Below are 18,959 nucleotides of genomic sequence, written 5' to 3'. Positions count from 1 at the left end.
TTCTCGATTCGAGGGGCGAACTCCAGAATTCCCTGCATCGCACAACACGCTTCGCAACGGGAAACACACATGGAATTCGGCGTCTTCATCCTGGCCCAGCAACGCGGCTACCACCAGAGTTCGCAACAGGTCATCCAGAACTCGATCGAGCAGACCGTGGCGGCCGAGCAGGCCGGCTTCGACACCGCCTGGTACGCAGAGCACCACTTCAACAACTACTCGCTCTCGCCTTCGCCGCTGATGATGATCGCCCACATGGCGGCCAAGACGCAGCGCATCCGCCTGGGCTCGGCCGTGTGCATCCTGCCGCTGTACCACCCCGCGCGCTTCCTGGCCGAAGTGGGCTTTGTCGACACCGTCTCCCATGGCCGCCTGGAACTGGGCATCGGCTCCGGCTACCAGGAATTCGAGTTCGAGCGCTTCGGCGTGAAGATCGAGGAGTCGGGCGCGATCTACAACGAGTTCCTCGACATCATCCCCAAGGGCCTGACCCAGAAAATCGTCGAGTACCAGGGCAAGTACCTCAAGCTGCCGCCCAGCTCCATCGCCGTGCGCCCGGTGCAAAGCCCGATGCCGCCGCTCTGGATCACCTCGGGCAACCCGGTCACGCTGGGCCGCGGCGTGCGCGAAGGCCACAACCTCTTCGTGACCGCATTGCTCAACGGCACCGATGCCGTCTCCTCGCTGCGCGAGCGCCTGGAGAAGGTGGCGCAGGACAATGGCGCCGACCTCGACGACGACGTGAAGTTCGGCTTCCTGCGCTGCGCCTTCGCCTCCGACAAGCAGTCCGAGATCGACGCCTACCTGGACAACGCACGCTTCCAGCGCCGCATCTCCGAAAGCCTCAAGTTCCGCCGCGCGCAATCGGACGACGGCTACATGGTCAAGGAAGTGCCGTCGCCCACCGATCCGACGATGGATCAGCTGCGCGCCAACCTGCCCGTGGGCTCGGTCAACCAGGTCATCGACAGGATGCTGGAGGAAATCAGCATCCTGCGTCCCAAGCACATCGCACTGCAGACCCAGCTGGGCGACTGCGACCAGAAGACCATGCTGCGGCAGATCGAGTTGTGGGGCGAGAAGATCATCCCGGCCATCCGCAAGGAGGTCGAGTCGATGAGCGCCGCCGCGGCCTGAGTGACTTCGACGATGTCCTTCTCGAACACCTTCGACCGCCAGGCCCTGCAGGGGCGCGTGGCCGTGGTCACCGGCGCCTCCGGGGGGCTGGGCCAGGCGATCTGCCAGCACCTGCGCTCGATCGGCGCGCAGGTGGTGCAGGCCGACATCAGCCATCCGCAGGCACCCGTCGAATCCGAGGGCGCGCTGGCCGTGCATTGCGACATCGCGGACCCGGCCTCCGTGCGGGCGATGGCGGCGCTCACGCGCGCTCGCTACGGGCGCTGCGACGTGCTGGTGAACAACGCGGCCATCACCGCGAAGCAGGTGCCGCTGGAGGACTTCCCGATCGAGCTGTGGGACCGCGTCTTCCAGGTGAACCTGCGCGGCGCGCTGCTGTGCGCGCAGGCCCTGGTGCCGATGATGTTCGAGCGACAGGCCGGGAGCATCGTCAACGTGGCCTCGATCGCGGCCCAGGTGTCCACGCGCTCAGGCGCGTACGGGCCGACCAAGGGCGCGATGCGCGCGCTGACCCACCAGATGGCGGTGGAGTGGGGGCCGCGCGGCATCCGCGCGAACTCCGTCAGCCCCGGCATGATCCGTACGCCGCTGTCGGAAGTGCACTACCAGGGCGACGCGCTCAAGCTGCGCACCTCGCGCATTCCGGCCCGGCGCATCGGCCATCCCGCGGACATCGCGGAGGCCGTTTCCTTTCTGGCCAGCGATGCATCCACCTACGTCAACGGGGAGGACATCGTGGTCGACGGCGGCTTCCTCAAGGCCTCCCTCATCAATCTCTACAACGAAGCCAGACCGTGAGCCTTCCCATGGAATCCCCCAAGCGCCTTCAGAACGTGTTCGTGGTGGCCGAGCGCCCCGCCGAACTCCATGCCTTCTACGAATCGGCACTCGGGCTGCAGCTCAAGTTCCGCGACCAGGATCGCTGGATCCAGTACGGCGCAGGCAACACCAACGTCGCCGTGGCCTGCAAGGAGGAGGGCGCGCCCGCGACCTCCGGGGTGGTGATGGTGTTCGAGGTGGAGGACTTCGCCGCCACGATCGAGCGCGTCGAGGCCCTGGGCGGCGAGGTGCTGGGCCAGCGCGACATGGGTTCGCACGGCGCGGTGCTGTCGCTGCGCGACCCCGAGGGCAACATCGTTCAGCTCTTCAAGCGCCAAGGGACGCCGACGCCATGAGCCACGCTGCATCGCACATCGAGGTCATCGAGCCGAGGCTGTTCCGCCAGTTGCTGGGATGCTTCCCGACCGGGGTGGCGATCATCACGACCAACGCCGCCGACGGAAAGCCGGTGGGCCTGACGTGCAACTCCTTCAGTTCGGTGTCGCTGGAGCCGCCCCTGGTGCTCTTCAGCCTGCGCAAGGCGAGCAGCCTGTTGCGGTCCTTCGTGGAGGCCGACGCCTTCGCCATCAACATCCTGTCGCAGAGCCAGGACGGGCTGTCGGGGCGCTTCGCCTCGAGCAAGATCGCCGACAAGTTCGAGGGCGTGGCGTGGCGCGCCGGTCCCATGGGCACGCCGCTCATCGACGACTGCCTGGCCAGCTTCGAGTGCCGCGTGCATGCCCGCCACGAGGCCGGCGACCACGAGATCTTCATCGGCGAGGTGCGGCACATGGCCGGCGGTCCTGCCGACCCGGCGCTGGTGTTCTACAAGGGCGCCTACAGGATGCTGGCCGAGTCGCTGCGCAAGCTGGTGCTGGACGGACAGCTCAACACCACCGACATCGATGAAGCCTACCGCACGCTCTACGGGACCTTGCTGCGGCTGGCCTGCGACCGCGCCACCGAGGCGGAAGTCGAGGCCATCGAGTCGGCCGTCGACGAGATCGAGCAGCACCAGGGCGTGGAAGCGCTGGCCCAGCGCATCGAGGCCACGGCGCGATTCTTCTCGTCCATCGCCATGGCCGGCCACAACGAGGCGCTGCGCCTGATGGCGAACACCATGACCGCCGTGCTGCGCGAGCGCATGACGCACGTGATCCCGGCACATCCGCGGCCGGACGTATTCCCGCTGCGCCGCCAGGTCGTGCAGTGCCTGCGCGCGCGTGACGGCGACGGGGCGGTGGGCGCGCTCGACGCGCTCATCACCGCCTTGCGCAAGGCGGGGTAGGGCGCCTTGCGCGCCGATGACCAACCAGCCGGCCACATCGCGGCCCCCAGGCGCGCGAGACGCGATCGCTATCTGGATGCATTCGGCGCCAACAGGTGGTGCAGCCGGCGCCGTGGACCTCACGTTCCCGCCCGGGACCTTGTGGGTGGCGTTCACTGGCTTGTCCTACAGACCGGGCGGTGGATGAAGAGGACAAAGGGGGATGAGAAACGGTGCGCCACGATGATCCGGCTTCAGTATCAGGTGGAGCTCGACTATGAGGTCCGGACCCCGGCCGGAGCCGACTTCATCTTCAATGTGCACGCCGCGCACACCGAACAGCAGACGGTGGTCGAAGAGCATCTCGCGCTCAGCCAGCCCGTGATTCCGGATGTGGCCACCGACCCGGCAACGCATACACGCTTCATGCGCTTGCACGCCGATCAGGGCACGCTCCATCTGAATTACCGTGCAACCGTCGACATCGCACACCATCGCGCCGACCCTGGCAGCTTGCACGAAGTACCGATGCGTTGCCTGCCCCTGGAAGTGCTCCCCTATGTCTACCCGAGCAGGTATTGCCAATCGGACCGGCTGCTCAGAATGGCCCTCACGAACTTCGGCAATCTTTGGCAAGGGTACAGCCGGGTGCTGGCCATCCAGCACTGGGTCCAGCAGCATGTCACCTTTGCTTCGAATACCACGAACTCGAACACGTCGGCCATCGACACCTTGATCGAGCGGGTCGGCGTATGCCGCGACTTCACGCACCTGATGATCGCGCTGTGTCGCGCATTGAACATACCGGCGCGCATCGGAACGGGCACCGACTATGGCGCGGACCCCGCCCTGGGGCCGCCTGATTTCCACGCCTACGTGGAGGTTTACCTGGGGGACCGCTGGTACCTGTTCGACGCCTCGGGTACGGGGGTTCCCATGGGCTTCCTCCGCCTGGGAACGGGGAGAGACGCAGCGGACGTCGCCTTTGCCACCATTTTTGGCGATGTCGTTTCCAAGGCGCCTTCGATACAAGTCCGGGCCCTGGAGGGGGAGGGACTCGAAACGCCTCACCATTGCGCCGACGCTCTGTCCACGGCCGCAGCCTCTCCCCTGCAGCTGTCAGGTTGCGCATCCTTCGACTCCAAAGCGGGCGGAGCAGTGGCACAGGGCCCCGTCCTGAAACAGCTTCCGGACTAGGGGGCCTGGGCTGCTGGATGCGGATGTGGCGCCTATCACCCTACGCTTCACTTCCTCGAGGGTTCGAGGCCCGCTTCGCGCGGGCTTTTCACGGGCGGTGTTGACGCATCGTAGTTTGCAATCAGCGTCGAAACAGGCCGCAGCGAAGGTCAGTAGTGCACAGAGAGATGCACCTTCCGCGATCCGCGCTGGTTCTCGATGAAAGCGACGACGCGCTGCTCCGCCCGTTGGAAGCTGAGATCCACCACCTGGTCTCCCACCTTCAAGTGGCGAACCTGAAGCCGGTCCAGCTCATTCGGCAGGCGCGGCTGTCTCACATGCACGGTCATGCGTGCGGTGTCGATGTGCAAGCCGAGCATTGCTTGCAGCAACATGAAGACGGACCCCGCCGCCCATGCTTGCGGCAAGCACGCGACGGGGTAGGCAATGGGCGGCTCCCCCGTCTCGCGGCTGAAGCCACAGAACAGCTCGGGCAGGCGCATGCCGAAGAAGGTGGCTGCTTCGAACAAGCCGGTCATCAGGTGAACGATGCCGTCGCGTTCCCCGTAGCGCGCCATGCCCGATGCGCACAGCACAACGTCATGCGGCCAGACCGAACCGTTGTGATAGGACATGGGGTTGTAGCGCGCGGCCTCTGACGGCAGGGTGCGGATCCCCCAGCCCGAGTCGAACGCGCGGCCGAGCAGCTGTCGAATGACCGCCTGCGCGCGCTTGGGGGAAGGCAGCCCGCAGTACAGCAGATGGCCTACGTTGGAGGAGCGCACCCTGCAGGGGCGCCCCGTGCCGTCGAGCGCGAGCGCATAGTACGCCAGGCCGTCGAGCCAGAAGTGCTGCTCGACAGCGCGCCTGAGGGCGCCCGCGCGGCTTTTCCAGTGTGCGGCCGCGTCGACTTCGCCCCGCAGGCCTGCGAGTTCGGCCATCGTGAGATAGGCGCGCCAGGCATAGCCCTGGACTTCGATGAGCGCAATCGGCCCCTCGGGCGAACTCCCGTCTTCGTGGAAGACTGAATCGTCGCTGTCCTTCCATCCCTGGTTGGCCAATCCGCTGGCCTCGCCGCGCGCGTACGTCAACAAGCCCTGGGGATTGCCGCCGCTGCTGCGTTCGATCCACCGGGCCGCATTGTTCAGAGCGGGCCAATAGGCATCGATCTCGCTCGCGCCGCCCATCCGAACGGCATAGGCGCCGGCGAGCATGACGAACAGCGGCGTGGTGTCGACCCCACCGTAGTACTTGGCAAACGGGAGTTCGTCGACCGCCGCCATCTCGCCCTTGCGGCTCTCGTGCATGATCTTTCCGGGCTCCGAGTCGCGGAAGGAGGAGGTCTGCTGCGCCTGATTGTGCGCAAGGAACGACAGCACGCCGCGTGCGAGCGAGGGGTCGAGCCACAAGGTCTGCAGCGCGGTGACGATTGCATCGCGTCCAAAGGGGGTGGAGAACCACGGGATGCCCGCGTAAGGGTAGGGCCCCGTCGGCAGTTCGGTGGTCAGGAGCGCGAGGTCGGCGCGCGACTTGTCCATCCAGTGCTGGAAGTGCCGAGCCGACGAATAGGTCCGTGCACCCCGGCGCTGCCGCATGCGCATGCTGCGCCGTGCGGCTGCAGCCGCCTGCCGGTGGCGGGCGCGGCTGGGCGCCATCGCGAGCGAGGGGCCGACCTCGATATAGAGGACCCAGGGTGTACGTTGGAGAACCTCGACAGAAAACTCTGCCAGGGATTCGTCCAGCCTCACGGGCTCCTCCGAGAACGCGATGCTCACGGTTCGCAGGACATGGTCCAGGCCTTCGTAGCCGAGCCGCACTGCGCGCTCCTCGACCACGGCCGGCTGCGCGATGCCGCGCTGCGAACGCTGCTGTCCGCGCACCTCGAACATGTCGCGGAAGTCCGCGCCGAAGCGGATGGTCAACGGCGCCTTCACCGGTGCGCGACCATAGTTGAAGAGGCTGATCCGCTCGAAGATCCGGCCGCACCACAGCAGTCGCTCGCGCTCCACATGTATCACGCCTTCGGGCGTCGCGGCATCGCCCAGCGGCGGCAAGGGCTGGTTGGTCATATGCGCGGCGAAGAAGACGTTGTCCTGGCTCACGCCGCCCGACAGCAGCGAGGGCCTGCGGCCCCCGTAGCGAAGGCAGAACGTCGACAGCAGCCGCGTGTCGTTCACGAACAAGCCGTCCGCAGCGCCGGTCACATCGCCGTAGATGTCGGCGACCAGGAAGGTGTCTCCCTCCTTCAGCACGAACAGGCGTTGCGGGCTGCGTTCGATGAGTTCCTCGGTGTCGAGTCCCTGGAGCGCAGGCTCCTGTGTCATTCCCTGTCCCTGGCTCATCACAACAGCTTCCTCAAGCGGCGGCGGGCAGGCTCATTGCCGGCAGCCCGTGGTAGAGCTTGACGTAGGCGGATGCCATCACCTTGGCGGAGAACCCGCGCTCGAAAGCCGCCCGTATGCGCGCACGATCGAGCTTCCCCACGTGCTTCACAGCGGCCGTGGCTTCCTGTTCGTTGTCGACGATGAACCCGGTCAGGCCATGCTCCAGCACCTCTGGCACCGATCCGCAGCGCCATGCAATGACCGGTGTGCCGCAGGCCATCGCCTCGATCATCACGAGCCCGAAGGGTTCCGGCCAGTCGATCGGAAAGAGGAGGGCGCGTGCGTTCCCGAGGAACCCGGGCTTCTCGGCGTCGCTCACTTCGCCCACGTATTCGATGAGCGGGTGCTGCAGCAGCGGGCGTATGCAGTTCTCGAAGTAGGCGCGGTCGACGGCATCCACCTTGGCTGCGATCTTGAGAGGTACACCCGCGCGAATCGCGACGTCGATGGCGCGGTCGGGACGCTTTTCGGGCGCGATGCGACCGAGAAAGGCGAGATATGCGCCCGTCGGCTTGGTCAACGGGCTGAAATGCGTGTCGTCGATTCCGTTGTGCACCGTGCCGATCCAGTTGGCCGAGGGCATCGGCTCGCGCTGTTGATGGGTGAGCGAGACCAGGGGAAACTCACTCCACCTCCCATATGCCTCGGCCAGGTCCGTCAGATCCAGTCGGCCATGGATCGTGGTGAGGGTGCGATCGGCCATGTCCTCGAAAAAGGGGAAATGCAACAGGTCGATGTGAAAGTGCAGCACATCGAACTCGTCGGCGCGCCGCCTAACTTCGCTCATGAGAAGCAGATGCGCGGCCAGTTCGGACTTGAGCGGCGCCGGATCGAGCCGCAGCGCCTGCCGCCGGACCGGCACCAGCGTCGCGCGGGTGTGCGATCCTCCGGCCGCGAAGAGGGTGACCTCGTTCCCTTGGTCGACCAAGGCATTGCTGAGATTGGCGACGACGCGCTCCGTGCCCCCGTAGAAGGTCGGCGGCACGGCCTCCCACAGAGGCGAAACCTGGGCGATCTTCATACTGTCTCCGATCCATAAAAAGTCATCGTTCCAATAGGAGCGCTCTTCGGGCGAAAGACAAGAGGCGCAGACGCCGTCGCAGAAGACGCTTGACCGCGGATGAGGGGTGCCGGCCGCTCGGCGCCCGTCACTCCGGGATCTCCACGCAAAAAAAACATCCCCACACCATCCAGCTGGATGGTGTTAGGATGGCCGCATGCCCAGCAACAATGTGACGCGCCTTCCTACGGCGAAAACACCCGAATCAGAAAAGATCACGATCAACGTCGGCTTTGTCGACCTCGGTCATATCGATCTCCTGGTCGCCGAGAGCTTCTACGCGAATCGAACGGATTTCATCCGCACCGCGATTCGCAACCAACTCGCCACACACGCGGACGCACTCAAGCAAGCCGTCGCGCGAAAGCTGCTGGTGCTTGGTCTCCAGCATTTCTCTGCAGCAGACCTCGAGGCCGCACGCGCTTCGGGACAGAAATTGCAAATACGCGTACTCGGCCTTGCGAGCTTCGGCGCCGACGTCACGCCTGAACTCGCCCTGGCCACCATCGAATCCATCACGGTGCTGGGAGCGCTGCAGGCCAGCAGCGCCGTCAAGGCAGCGCTGGCCGGACGAATTCATTGATCCACACGAAAGAACTCATGAACGAATTGCTTCAGAAACTGATGGTCGAGGCGACGGCGCTGACCCGCAACGGACAACTCCGCGAGGCGACGCAGGCGATCCAGCGCGCGCTTCGGGGAGGTGCCTCCGAAGTGTTCGGTGTCAGCGACCCCGCGACACCTCCGCCCACCTCCCACGCGTCGCGCCGCCCGGGCGCAGCGGTGATCCTCGATGGCCTGACGCGCGTGATCGACCTGCCTGCGGAGTTCGCCGAGGCAACCCCGAACGTGCGCCATCCTGGGGTGGTGGAACGACCCGGCGAGGCACCTTTCGACGTCGATGGTGCACGCGAGGAACGGTGGATCGACGGCCGCTTCACGCACCAGGGGCGCACGCTGGCGTACAAGCTCTATCTTCCGCCTTGCGCGCCGGGCATCGCGATCACGCCGCGCCCCATGGTGATGATGTTGCACGGGTGCACGCAAGGCGCGGACGACTTCGCTGCAGGCACGCAAATGAATGCGCTGGCTCGCGATCTCGGCGTGGTGGTGCTCTATCCGGAGCAGACGCAGCACGCCAACTCACAGAAATGCTGGAACTGGTTCAAGCCGCAGCATCAGCAACGCGGGCGGGGTGAGCCAGCCATCCTGGCCGCCTTGGCGCAGTCGATCACGGCCGAGCATCACGTCGATGCGGCGCGCGTTTTCGTGGCGGGCCTGTCTGCGGGCGGCGCCATGGCGGACATTCTCGGCCGCTGCTATCCAGACGTATTCGCGGCAGTCGGCATCCACTCGGGATTGCCGAGCGGCTCGGCGACGGACCTGATGTCCGCCATGTCCGCGATGCGCGGCAGCAGTGCCGCGTCAGGCGCCACGCGCGCACAACCCATGCCGCCCACCATCGTCTTTCATGGCGATGCGGATGTCACGGTGCACGTGAGCAATGGGGCGGCGATCATCGAGGCGGCGCGCACGGCGACCGAAGAGGCGACGGGAAGCATGCCGACCGCGCGCACCGCGGAAGGACATTCGGGCAAAGGGCAGCGCCACACGCGCACGGTCTACACGGACCATGCGGGCCGCAGCACCGCCGAGTATTGGCGGCTGCACGGGGCGGGACACGCCTGGTCGGGCGGCAGCGCCCATGGAAGCTACACCAACCCGGCAGGGGCCGATGCAAGCACCGAGATGCTGCGGTTCTTTCTGTCGCACAGTCCCCGCGGTTGAACCCATGCGCCGGTGGCGTTGACACGGTTGCGCAACTCCAGAAAGTTCGCGATCCAGCGCGCCATCGGACCGCGCGGGGCCGATCAAGGTGCCTGGCGCGCTTCAGCGGATCGAAAGCCTTTGATTTCGAGCGGATTGGCCGAACGGGTCGTGGAAGGAGAGCGTCCTGCGGATTCGCATCCTTGATTTAACATAATGCATATTGTGTTGCCGAAGGAGACCCGGGCCGGTCCGAGCATGCGGATCCCAGGCCGAGCATCAGCCCCGATCACTGATCCACGATCACCACTTGCCGTCACTCGGCCGCTTGGCCTTGGCCGCGCCCGCGTTGCTCAGCAGCCGCGCCGCATCGGACCGGTTCGCGCGCTGCGCGAAGTCCAGCGCGGTCATGCCCAGCTGGTTCTTCATCGCGATGTCGGCGCCTTCGTCGAGCAGCAACTGCACCGCCTCGGCCGTTCCGTACATCGCGGCCATCATCAGCGGCGTGGTGCCATTGGGCGACTGTGCATCGATGAAGGCGTAGTGCTCCAGCAACTGCTTCATGATCGCCACGTGGCCGCCGGTGGCCGCGTAATGCAGCGGCGTCCAGCCCGGCTTGTTGACGTCGGCATCGCGGGCGATGAGGCGCGTCACCAGTTCCTGCTGGCCCTTGAGCGCGGCCAGCATCAGGGGGCTTTCGTCCTTGGCGTTGCGCACCTCGACGTTGGTTTTCGGCGAATCCAGCAGCACCTGGATCACGCGCGGCGAGGGCTCGCGCATGGCGATGAGCAGGCCCGCCTGGCCGTGCTCGTCCACGGTGTTCGGGTCGAAACCGCGGTTCAGCAGCGCCTGGATGCCGCTGGCGTTGTCGCTGCGCACGGCCCGGAAGAAGTCTTCATACGAACCCGCATAAATCGAAAAAGATGCAGTAAAAACAATAAGATAAAGTAGATTCTTGAAGTTGTTTTTCACGACTTCACCCCTTTGAAAAGGGCCTCGAAATTCCGGCTGGTCGCCTCGCCGATGGCCTCGACCGGCAGGGCGCGGAGCTCGGCGATCTGTTGCGCCACGTAGGGCACGTACGACGGGTTGTTGGTCTTCCCGCGGTACGGCACGGGTGCGAGGTAGGGGCTGTCGGTCTCGATCAGCATGCGGTCCAGCGGCACGAAGGCGGCGACTTCGCGCAGATCGGCGGCCTTCTTGAAGGTCAGGATCCCGGAGAAGGAGATGTAGAAGCCCAGGTCCAGTGCGGCGCGAGCCACCGCCGCGGTCTCGGTGAAGCAGTGGAACACGCCGCCCGCCGCCCTCGCCCCGCCGTCCTCGCCCTCCTCCTTCAGGATGGCCAGCGTGTCGGCCGAGGCTTCGCGGGTGTGGATGATGAGCGGCTTGCGCACCTGCTGCGCGGCGCGGATGTGCACGCGGAAGCGCTTGCGTTGCCATTCCAGGTCGCCGATGCTGCGCCCGCCTTTGCGCTCTTCCATCTGGTAGTAGTCCAGCCCGGTCTCGCCGATCGCGACCACCTTCGGCAGCGCGGAACGCGACACCAGATCCTCGACGGAGGGCTCCGTCACCCCTTCGTTGTCCGGATGGACACCTACGCTGGCCCAGAAGTTGTCAAAACCGGACGCCAGAGCGTGCACCTCGGCAAATTCTTCGAGGGTGGTACAGATGCACAGTGCCCTGTCGACCTGTGCGGCAGCCATGGCCTGGCGGATCTCGGGCATCCGGCCGGCGAATTCAGGAAAAGTCAGATGGCAGTGGGAGTCGGTGAACATCGCGGCAAAAAGAAAAAGGGCGCCGCAGTCGCAGCGCCCGCGGTCCGCGTCACGGGGGACGGGAACGCTCAGATGGTCTGGGTGGGGCGGTCGGAGGCCATGATGCCGCCGAGCGCCTCCTCGATGCGCGCCTTGAGCTGGCGCGACTTCTCGTCGGAGGGGAAACGGATGCCGACGCCGGGCGCCCGGTTGCCGGCCGCACGGGCCGGCGTGATCCAGGCCACCTTGCCGGCCACCGGATAGCGCTGCGGGTCTTCCGGCAGCGTCAGCAGCACGTACACATCGTCGCCGAGCCGGTATTCGCGAGAGGTCGGGATGAAGATGCCGCCTTCGGCGAACAGCGGGATGTAGGCCGCATAGAGCGCCCCCTTTTCCTTGATCGCCAACTGGATGACGCTGGGACGGGCGGTTGCGGCGGGCGCGGCGGGCGTGGGGGTGGCGGATGTATTCATGGGCGGCGGCCGGCCGAGTTTAGGGTGCTTCGCGCTTCGCTCACAAGCGCCTCGAGCATCAGGCCGGCATTGAAAGGATGTTCTGCGGTTTTTGCCGCATTTGCGAGGGACCGGGCCCAGCGCGCCAGCGCCGCGCGTGAGGGCGGCCCCGGCAGGTCGGCGGCGTCGAAGAAACGGGGCGCGGCGCCGCTGTCCACCGTCATGAGGTCGTGGCACAGCTTCTGCAGGGCGACGATGGCCTGGGCGGGCGCGTGATCGGCCAGGGCGGCGACCTCGCCGCGCTGCAAGGCCTTGGGCAGCAGGCTCCAGGCCTTGGGGGACTGGCCTGCGGCGGCCAGGCGAAGCGCATCGCTGGGACGGCCGCCGGCGGCGCGCAGCAGCGCCGGCGCATCCGCGGCCGGCACGCCCTGCGCCACCAGCCAGTCGCGCGCCTCCTCCTCGCCGGGCCACGGCAGGGTGAAGCCGAGGCAGCGGCTGCGGATGGTGGGCAGCAATTGCCAGGCAGCCTCGCTGGCGAGCACGAAGCGCACGTCGCCGACCGGCTCTTCCAGCGTCTTCAACAGCGCGTTGGCGGTGATGGTGTTCATGCGCTCGGCCGGATAGACCAGCACCACCTTGCCGCGGCCGCGCGCACTGGTGCGCTGGGCGAAGCCGACCGCGTCGCGCATGGCTTCCACCCGGATCTCGCGGCTGGGCTTGCGCTTCTTGTCGTCGATGTCGGCCTGGCTTTTTTCGTCGAGTGGCCAGCCCAGTTCCTGCATCGCCACTTCGGGCATCAGCACGCAGAGGTCCGCATGGGTGCGTACCGCAATCGCGTGGCAGCTCGGGCAATGGCCGCAGGCGCCCTGCCCGTCCGCCGGCCGCTCGCACAGCCAGGCCGCGGCGAGCGCCAGGCCCAGTTCGTACTGGCCCAGGCCGGACGGCCCATGCAGGAGCCAGGCATGGCCACGCTGGCGCAGGAGTTCGGCCAGGGGCCGGCGCAGCCAGGGCAGCAGAGGTGCCGCGTCGCTCATCGCGTGTGCCTCCCGATCAGGCCACGCTCCGCCAGCACCGCTTCGACCTGCGCCCAGACCTGTTCGCGCGAGCGATTCGCGTCGATGCGCGCGAAGCGGGGCGCCTCGGCCGCACGCGCTGCATAGCCGCTCGCCACGCGCCGGAAGAACTCGACCGGCTGCGACTCGAACTTGTCCGGCAGGCGCGCACCCGCCAGGCGTTCGGCGGCGATTTCGGGTGGCAGGTCGAACCACAGCGTGAGCGCCGGCTGCAGCAGTGCCGCATCGTCACGCGCCTGAACCCAGCGCTCCAGCGTGGCCAGCACCGCCTGGTCGAAGCCCCGCCCTGCCCCCTGGTAGGCAAAGGTGGCGTCGGTGAAGCGGTCGCACAGCACCACGTCGCCGCGTGCGAGCGCGGGCTCGATCACCTGCACGACGTGATCGCGCCGCGCCGCGAACACCAGCAGCGATTCGGTCAGCGGGTCCATGGCCTCGTTGAGGACCAGGGTGCGGAGCGTCTCCGCCAGCGGCGTTCCACCGGGCTCGCGCGTGCGCGTGACCTGCCGTCCCGCCGCCTTGAACAGCGCTTCCAGCGCATCGATGTGGCTGGACTTGCCGGCACCGTCGATGCCTTCCAGCGAGAGGAACAGGCCTGCGCTCATCGCTGTTCACCCTTGGCCGGCGGCGTGTCGATGCCGCGCTGGTAGCGGTTGACCGCGCGATTGTGTTCGTCCAGCGAGGTGCTGAAGTGGCTGGAGCCATCCCCGCGCGATACGAAGTAGAGCGACTTGCTCTGGGCCGGTTGGACCGCGGCCAGCAGCGCCGCCTTGCCGGGCATGGAGATCGGCGTGGGCGGCAGGCCGGGGCGCGTGTAGGTGTTCCAGGGCGTGTCCGTCTGCAGGTCTTTCTTGCGCAGGTTGCCGTCGAAGCGGGTGCCCATGCCGTAGATGACGGCCGGGTCGGTCTGCAGCGGCATGCCGACGCGCAGGCGGTTGATGAACACCGCCGCGATCTCGGCGCGGTCCTTGGCCGCGCCGGTTTCCTTCTCGACGATGCTGGCGAGGATCAGCGCTTCGTCGGGCGACTTCAGTGGCAGGTCGGAGGCCCGGGCCGACCAGGCGGCTTCCAGCTTCTTGTCCATGGCACGCATCGCACGCTGCAGCAGCGCGAGGTCGCTCGAACCCTTCGAATAGGTGTAGGTGTCGGGGAAGAAGCGCCCTTCGGGGTGCACGCCGGGCCTGCCGAAATGGTTCATCAGTTCCTCGTCGCTCAGGCCCAGGCTGTCCGGCTTGAGCTGCTCGGCCTTGGCCAGCGCGGCGCGCACCTGGCGGAAGCTCCAGCCTTCCACCAGCACGACGCTGCGAGTGGCCTCTTCGCCGCGCACCAGCATGTTGAGCAGCAGCCTCGGCGTGACGCCGCGCTCGAGTTCGTAGCTCCCGGCGCGGATCTGCCGGTCCTGCCCCGAGAAGCGGAACCAGCCGTAGAGCAGTTGCCAGGGCACCGCCACGCCCGCGGCCTGCACTGCTTGCGCGACCCCCTTGGGCGTCGTGCCGGGTTCCACCGACAGGTCCACCGAGGGTGCCGGCAGCTTGAGCGGCTGTTGCACCCACCACAGCCCGGCCGCACCGGCGCCGAGCACGACGAAAGCGGCGAGCAGAAAAAGCGTGAGGAGGAAGCGGCGCACGGATCCGGTGGACGAGGAGAAAAGCGCGGTAGCCCTGCGGGCCGAACGGAACGGACCGGCCCATGATAATTCAGCGATGACCCCTGTCGTTCTGAACGGCGTTACAGCCCTTTCCCACCTCGGCGTGATCCGCGCCGAGGGCCCCGAGGCCGCCAATTTCCTCAACGGCCAACTGACCCAGGATTTCGCCCTGCTCGGCCCCGCCGAGGCGCGACTGGCCGCGCTGTGCACGGCCAAGGGCCGCGTGATCGCGAGCTTCATCGGCATCAAGCCGCAGCCGGACCGGGTGCTGTTGGTGCTGGGCCGCGACATCCTGCCGGCCACGCTCAAGCGACTCTCGATGTACGTGTTGCGGGCCAAGCTCAAGCTCAGCGATGCCACCGAAGAATTCGCGCTGCACGGTCTGGCCGGCACGGCGCTGGCGGCGAACGGCGTCGATGCGGGCGCGGCGCCGGGCCGCTGCAGCACCGTCGGCGAAGCGCATGTCGTGTCGCTCCACCCCGCCGACGGCGTTCCGCGTGCACTGCACATCGCCCCCGCCGGCACCCCGCCGCCCGAGGGCCCGGCGCTCGATGCATCACTGTGGTCCTGGAGCGAGGTGCGCAGCGGCATCGTCACCGTCAGCACGCCCATCGTCGAGGCTTTCGTGCCGCAGATGCTCAACTACGAATCCGTGGGCGGCGTGAACTTCAAGAAGGGCTGTTACCCCGGCCAGGAGGTGGTGGCCCGCAGCCAGTTCCGCGGCACGCTCAAGCGGCGGACCTACCTGGTGCAGTCCGAGGCCCCGGTGGAGGCAGGCCAGGAAGTCTTTGCCGCCAACGACGCGGAGCAGCCCGTCGGCCTGGTGGCGCAGGCCGCCCCCGCGCCGGGCGGCGGCTGGGCCGCGCTGGTGTCGATCCAGATCGCGGCACTCGACGCCGGAGGCCTGCATGCCGGTTCCGCCGGCGGCGCGGCCCTCAAGGTCGAGCCCCTCCCCTACCCCCTTCTGCAAGACATCTGAGCCCGCTGCGGGCGCTCAGCAGCAGCGCCCCTTGCCGCTGCCGTAGCGCGCCTCCAGGCGCTCGCGGAAGAAAGCCTCGTAGCTCATGGGCGCCTGCTCCGGATGCGTGCGCGCCATGTGGCTGAGGTAGGCGTCGTAGTCCGGCAGGCCCACCATCAGCCGCAGCGACTGCGCCAGCGAGCGGCCCAGGTAGCGCCCGGCTTCGGACAGCGTAGAAGCCATCACCTCAATATCCCATGACGCTGCGCGAGGCGAGCGCAGCGAGGCCCGTTCGAGAAACACCGCGGAACCGGCTTTGCCGGGCCGCTGGTGTTGCCCCAGGTGAGGGGGGTGGCGTAGCGACACAAAGTGCGCGAAGCCTGGGGGAGAGCTTCATTTCACGCGGCCTGGGTGGGCATCGCCTCGAAAGGCGTCTCGCGTGCCGTCGGCTTGTGCGAGGCACGCGCGGCCAGCACGCTCTTCACGCTGTAGAACAGCACGCTCAAGACGACGAAGATGAAGAGCGCGCACAGCGCCGCATCGAGCCGGTCGTTGAAGACGATGCGGGACATCGCCTCCGGCGTCTTGGCCGGCGCCAGCAGCACACCCTTCTCCAGGGCCTCGGCGTACTTCGAGGCGTGCGCGAGGAAGCCGACCTTCGGATCGGCCGAGAAGATCTTCTGCCAGCCCGCCGTCAGCGTGCACACCAGCAGCCAGGCGGCCGGCACGATCGCCACCCAGGCGTAGCGCTCGCGCTTCATGCGGTAGAGCACCACCACGCCCAGCATCAGCGCCACCGCGGCCAGCATCTGGTTGGAGATGCCGAACAGCGGCCACAGCGTGTTGATGCCGCCCAGCGGATCGACCACGCCCTGGTAGAGAAAGTAGCCCCAGGCCGCGACGCAGAGGAAGGTGGCGAGCATGTTGGCCGCCAAGGAGTCGGTGCGCTTGAGCGCCGGCACGAAGCTGCCCAGCAGGTCCTGCAGCATGAAGCGCCCGGCGCGGGTGCCGGCGTCCACCGCGGTCAGGATGAACAGCGCCTCGAACAGGATGGCGAAGTGGTACCAGAAGGCCATCATGGCCTGGCCGCCAATCGCCTGGTGCAGGATGTGCGCCATGCCCACGGCCAGCGTGGGCGCGCCGCCCGCCCGGCCGAGGATGGTGCTTTCGCCGACGTCCTTCGCGGTCTGCGTGAGCATCTCGGGCGTGACCACGAAGCCCCAGTTCGAGATGGCCTGCGCCACCGTCTCCGGCGTGTTGCCCACCAGCGCGGCCGGGCTGTTCATCGCGAAGTACACGCCCGGCTCGATGCAGGCGGCCGCCACCAGGGCCATCACGGCGACGAAGGACTCGGCCAGCATGCCGCCGTAGCCGATGAAGCGCGCGTGGCGCTCGTTGTCCAGCATCTTCGGCGTGGTGCCGGAAGAGATCAGCGCATGGAAGCCCGACACCGCGCCGCAGGCAATGGTGATGAAGAGGAAGGGGAACAGACTGCCCGACCACACCGGCCCGTTGCCCTGCGCGAACTGCGTGACCGCCGGCATCTGCAGCGTGGGCGCGACGAAGACGATGCCGATCGCCAGCGCGATGATGGTGCCGATCTTCAGGAAGGTCGAGAGGTAGTCGCGCGGCGCCAGCAGCAGCCACACCGGCAGGCTGGCGGCGATGAAGCCGTAGCCGACCAGCATCCAGGTCAGCGCCTTGCCGTCGAAGGTGAAAAGCGGCGCCCAGTCCGGGTTGTTCGCCACGGCCTGGCCGCCGAAGATCGCCAGCATGAGCAGCACGAAGCCGATCACCGAGATCTCGCCGATGCGCCCGGGGCGGATGTAGCGCAGGTACACGCCCATGAAGATCGCCACCGGGATGGTCGCCGCCACCGTGAAGGCCCCCCAGGGCGACTCGGCCAGCGCCTTGACCACGATCAGCGCCAGCACCGCCAGGATGATGATCATGATCATGAAGGTGCCGAAGAGCGCGATCAGCCCCGGCACCGTGCCCATCTCCTGCTTGATCAGGTCGCCCAGCGAGCGGCCGTCGCGGCGGGTGGAGATGAAGAGCACGATGAAGTCCTGCACCGCGCCGGCGAACACCACGCCGGCCAGGATCCACAGCAGGCCCGGCAGGTAGCCCATCTGCGCCGCCAGCACCGGTCCGACCAGCGGCCCCGCGCCCGCGATGGCCGCGAAGTGGTGGCCGAAGAGCACGTTCTTGTCGGTCGGCACGTAGTCCAGCCCGTCGTTGTGGCGATGGGCGGGCGTCATGCGCTTGCCGTCCAGGCCGAGCACGCGGTCGGCGATGAACAAGCTGTAGTAGCGATAGGCGATCAGATAGGTGCAGAGGGCGGCAGCCACCACCCAGAGGGCGCTGATGGCCTCGCCACGCGCCAGGGCGACGGTGCCGAGCGCAAAGCCGCCGGCGATCGCCACGACGAGCCACACGAGGTGGCGGCGAATGGTATGCATACGGATGTGTCTCCTTGGGTCACGCGAACCCAGGGAGTGTGGCGAGCGAAGCGCGCGCCGGCATCCGTCACACCGCGCAAGCGAACTGCGCGGCATCACCTAAGGGATAACCCTGATCAAGTGTCCGCTCAGCCTTGACCGAAGCCTCGCGCATGCTCCACAGCGTACTTGATCAGCTCCGCCTGCCCCTCGATGCCCAGCCTGCGCTTGATGCTCTGCCGGTGCGCCTCGACCGTCCGCACGCTCAGGCCCAAGGTGCGCGCGATCTGCTTGCTCGATTCGCCACGCCCGAGCGCCGACAGAATCTCGCTCTCGCGCGGCGTCAGCAGCGGCCGCGGCGCCTGGTTGCGGAAGAGGCGTTGCGACACCGCCGGGCTCAGGAAGGTCCCGCCCGCCGCCGCGGCTTCGATGGCCGCGACGATCTCCGCCGCCGGCGCGTCCTTGAGGACGTAGCCGCGCGCGCCAGCCGCCAGTGCCTGCTGCACGTACTCGGGGTTGTCGTACATGCTGAGCATCACCACTCGCACCCCCGGGTGGCGCGCCTGCAATGCCGCGGCCAGCTCGATGCCGTTCATGTCCTTCATGCCCACGTCCGCCAGCACCAGTTGCGGCTGCTGGCGGTCGATGGCCTCCAGCGCTTCGGCGGCGCTGCCGGCCTCGCCCACGATCTCGATGCCGGGCAGCGGATCGAGCCGGGCACGCAGGCCGTCGCGCACCAGCGGATGGTCGTCGACCAGGAAGAGACGGATGGGCATCGTCATCGGAGAAGCTCCGGCTTCGGCTGCGATCTGCGCCTAGGGGGCGACGGTTTCAGGATTCGCCCGGCGCTGACTTGCGCACTCTTGTTCTGGGAGAGGGTGGGGGGGAGGGCTCTGGGCCTCTGTTTTGGCTTTGTTCTTGTTTTGGCTTGGACTTGGCGTTCGGGGCTTTGTTTTGGCCTTGCTGGTTGTGTGGCGCAGGAGCCGGGAATTCGCCCCGGCGGGCGAGTTACTTTCTTTGTCTCGC

The 18,959-nt window shown here is 67.2% G+C and carries 19 protein-coding genes; 8 read left to right on the top strand and 11 right to left on the bottom strand.

Features of this window, described 5'->3' with window-relative positions; genetic code table 11:
• Positions 1-69: 69 nt before the first annotated feature.
• From ABEA07_RS09155 to ABEA07_RS09135, 5 genes are all read left to right on the top strand, one after another.
• A complete protein-coding gene (locus ABEA07_RS09155) occupies positions 70-1,137 on the top strand; it encodes an LLM class flavin-dependent oxidoreductase (RefSeq protein ID WP_345537345.1) in 1,068 nt (355 codons plus the stop codon).
• A 12-nt stretch (positions 1,138-1,149) separates the two neighbouring features.
• Positions 1,150-1,935, top strand: coding sequence for an SDR family NAD(P)-dependent oxidoreductase (locus ABEA07_RS09150; RefSeq protein WP_345537344.1), 786 nt, complete (start codon positions 1,150-1,152; stop codon positions 1,933-1,935).
• Between the two features lie 8 nt (positions 1,936-1,943).
• On the top strand, positions 1,944-2,312 hold the full coding sequence (locus ABEA07_RS09145) for a VOC family protein (protein ID WP_345537342.1): 369 nt from the start codon (positions 1,944-1,946) through the stop codon (positions 2,310-2,312).
• The gene (locus tag ABEA07_RS09140; RefSeq protein WP_345537340.1) at positions 2,309-3,244 is read left to right on the top strand and encodes a flavin reductase; all 936 of its coding nucleotides are present in this window, start codon (positions 2,309-2,311) and stop codon (positions 3,242-3,244) included. The genes ABEA07_RS09145 and ABEA07_RS09140 overlap by 4 nt, the downstream gene beginning before the upstream one ends.
• Positions 3,245-3,466: 222 nt before the next feature.
• Positions 3,467-4,420: a transglutaminase-like domain-containing protein gene (locus ABEA07_RS09135; RefSeq protein ID WP_345537339.1), complete on the top strand. Its 954-nt coding sequence runs from the start codon at positions 3,467-3,469 to the stop codon at positions 4,418-4,420.
• Between the two features lie 149 nt (positions 4,421-4,569).
• Here the strand turns inward: ABEA07_RS09135 and ABEA07_RS09130 are convergent, their stop codons facing one another.
• Both ABEA07_RS09130 and ABEA07_RS09125 read right to left on the bottom strand, forming a co-directional pair.
• Positions 4,570-6,723, bottom strand: a complete 2,154-nt coding sequence (locus ABEA07_RS09130; protein ID WP_425584111.1) for an amylo-alpha-1,6-glucosidase — start codon at positions 6,721-6,723, stop codon at positions 4,570-4,572.
• A 31-nt stretch (positions 6,724-6,754) separates the two neighbouring features.
• On the bottom strand, positions 6,755-7,804 hold the full coding sequence (locus ABEA07_RS09125; protein ID WP_345537336.1) for a glycosyltransferase family 4 protein: 1,050 nt from the start codon (positions 7,802-7,804) through the stop codon (positions 6,755-6,757).
• 196 nt (positions 7,805-8,000) lie between these two features.
• Between ABEA07_RS09125 and ABEA07_RS09120 the strand changes: the two genes are divergently transcribed.
• Positions 8,001-8,426, top strand: coding sequence for a CopG family transcriptional regulator (locus ABEA07_RS09120; RefSeq protein WP_345537335.1), 426 nt, complete (start codon positions 8,001-8,003; stop codon positions 8,424-8,426).
• Positions 8,427-8,443: 17 nt separating this feature from the next.
• Positions 8,444-9,631 carry an extracellular catalytic domain type 1 short-chain-length polyhydroxyalkanoate depolymerase gene (locus tag ABEA07_RS09115; protein WP_345537334.1) on the top strand — a complete coding sequence of 396 codons (1,188 nt, stop codon included), beginning with the start codon at positions 8,444-8,446 and terminating at the stop codon, positions 9,629-9,631.
• A 282-nt stretch (positions 9,632-9,913) separates the two neighbouring features.
• On the opposite strand, the gene ABEA07_RS09110 is transcribed toward ABEA07_RS09115, so the two are convergent.
• The 6 genes from ABEA07_RS09110 to mltG form a co-directional block, all read right to left on the bottom strand.
• Complete coding sequence (locus tag ABEA07_RS09110; protein ID WP_345537333.1) at positions 9,914-10,582, bottom strand: ankyrin repeat domain-containing protein; 669 nt, start codon at positions 10,580-10,582, stop codon at positions 9,914-9,916.
• Positions 10,579-11,385 (bottom strand): TatD family hydrolase, encoded by an 807-nt coding sequence (locus tag ABEA07_RS09105; RefSeq protein ID WP_345537331.1) that lies wholly within the window; start codon positions 11,383-11,385, stop codon positions 10,579-10,581. The genes ABEA07_RS09110 and ABEA07_RS09105 overlap by 4 nt, the downstream gene beginning before the upstream one ends.
• 68 nt (positions 11,386-11,453) lie before the next feature.
• The gene (locus tag ABEA07_RS09100) at positions 11,454-11,837 is read right to left on the bottom strand and encodes a PilZ domain-containing protein (RefSeq protein ID WP_345537330.1); all 384 of its coding nucleotides are present in this window, start codon (positions 11,835-11,837) and stop codon (positions 11,454-11,456) included.
• On the bottom strand, positions 11,834-12,850 hold the full coding sequence (locus tag ABEA07_RS09095; RefSeq protein ID WP_345537328.1) for a DNA polymerase III subunit delta': 1,017 nt from the start codon (positions 12,848-12,850) through the stop codon (positions 11,834-11,836). Before ABEA07_RS09095 ends, ABEA07_RS09100 begins: the two co-directional genes overlap by 4 nt.
• Positions 12,847-13,491 carry a dTMP kinase gene (tmk, locus tag ABEA07_RS09090; RefSeq protein ID WP_345537327.1) on the bottom strand — a complete coding sequence of 215 codons (645 nt, stop codon included), beginning with the start codon at positions 13,489-13,491 and terminating at the stop codon, positions 12,847-12,849. The genes ABEA07_RS09095 and tmk overlap by 4 nt, the downstream gene beginning before the upstream one ends.
• On the bottom strand, positions 13,488-14,513 hold the full coding sequence (mltG, locus tag ABEA07_RS09085) for an endolytic transglycosylase MltG (protein WP_345537326.1): 1,026 nt from the start codon (positions 14,511-14,513) through the stop codon (positions 13,488-13,490). The genes tmk and mltG overlap by 4 nt, the downstream gene beginning before the upstream one ends.
• A gap of 76 nt (positions 14,514-14,589) precedes the next feature.
• Here mltG and ygfZ point away from each other — a divergent pair, with 76 nt between their 5' ends.
• Entirely contained in the window at positions 14,590-15,513 is a 924-nt protein-coding gene (ygfZ, locus tag ABEA07_RS09080; protein ID WP_345537325.1) for a CAF17-like 4Fe-4S cluster assembly/insertion protein YgfZ, read from the top strand.
• 15 nt (positions 15,514-15,528) lie between these two features.
• Here ygfZ and ABEA07_RS09075 read toward each other — a convergent pair whose 3' ends face one another.
• The 3 genes from ABEA07_RS09075 to ABEA07_RS09065 all read right to left on the bottom strand — a co-directional run bounded on the left by ABEA07_RS09075 (position 15,529) and on the right by ABEA07_RS09065 (position 18,715).
• The gene (locus ABEA07_RS09075; RefSeq protein ID WP_345537324.1) at positions 15,529-15,735 is read right to left on the bottom strand and encodes a YbdD/YjiX family protein; all 207 of its coding nucleotides are present in this window, start codon (positions 15,733-15,735) and stop codon (positions 15,529-15,531) included.
• A 155-nt stretch (positions 15,736-15,890) separates the two neighbouring features.
• Positions 15,891-17,954 carry a carbon starvation CstA family protein gene (locus ABEA07_RS09070; RefSeq protein ID WP_345537323.1) on the bottom strand — a complete coding sequence of 688 codons (2,064 nt, stop codon included), beginning with the start codon at positions 17,952-17,954 and terminating at the stop codon, positions 15,891-15,893.
• 128 nt (positions 17,955-18,082) lie between these two features.
• On the bottom strand, positions 18,083-18,715 hold the full coding sequence (locus tag ABEA07_RS09065; protein ID WP_345537321.1) for a response regulator: 633 nt from the start codon (positions 18,713-18,715) through the stop codon (positions 18,083-18,085).
• Positions 18,716-18,959 lie beyond the last annotated feature (244 nt).

Origin of the sequence: Variovorax defluvii (genome assembly GCF_039541515.1) — a bacterium.
Classification (GTDB): domain Bacteria; phylum Pseudomonadota; class Gammaproteobacteria; order Burkholderiales; family Burkholderiaceae_C; genus Variovorax; species Variovorax defluvii.
The sequence above is the reverse complement of the archived record's forward strand: the minus strand, read 5'-3'. Positions and strand labels throughout refer to the sequence as shown.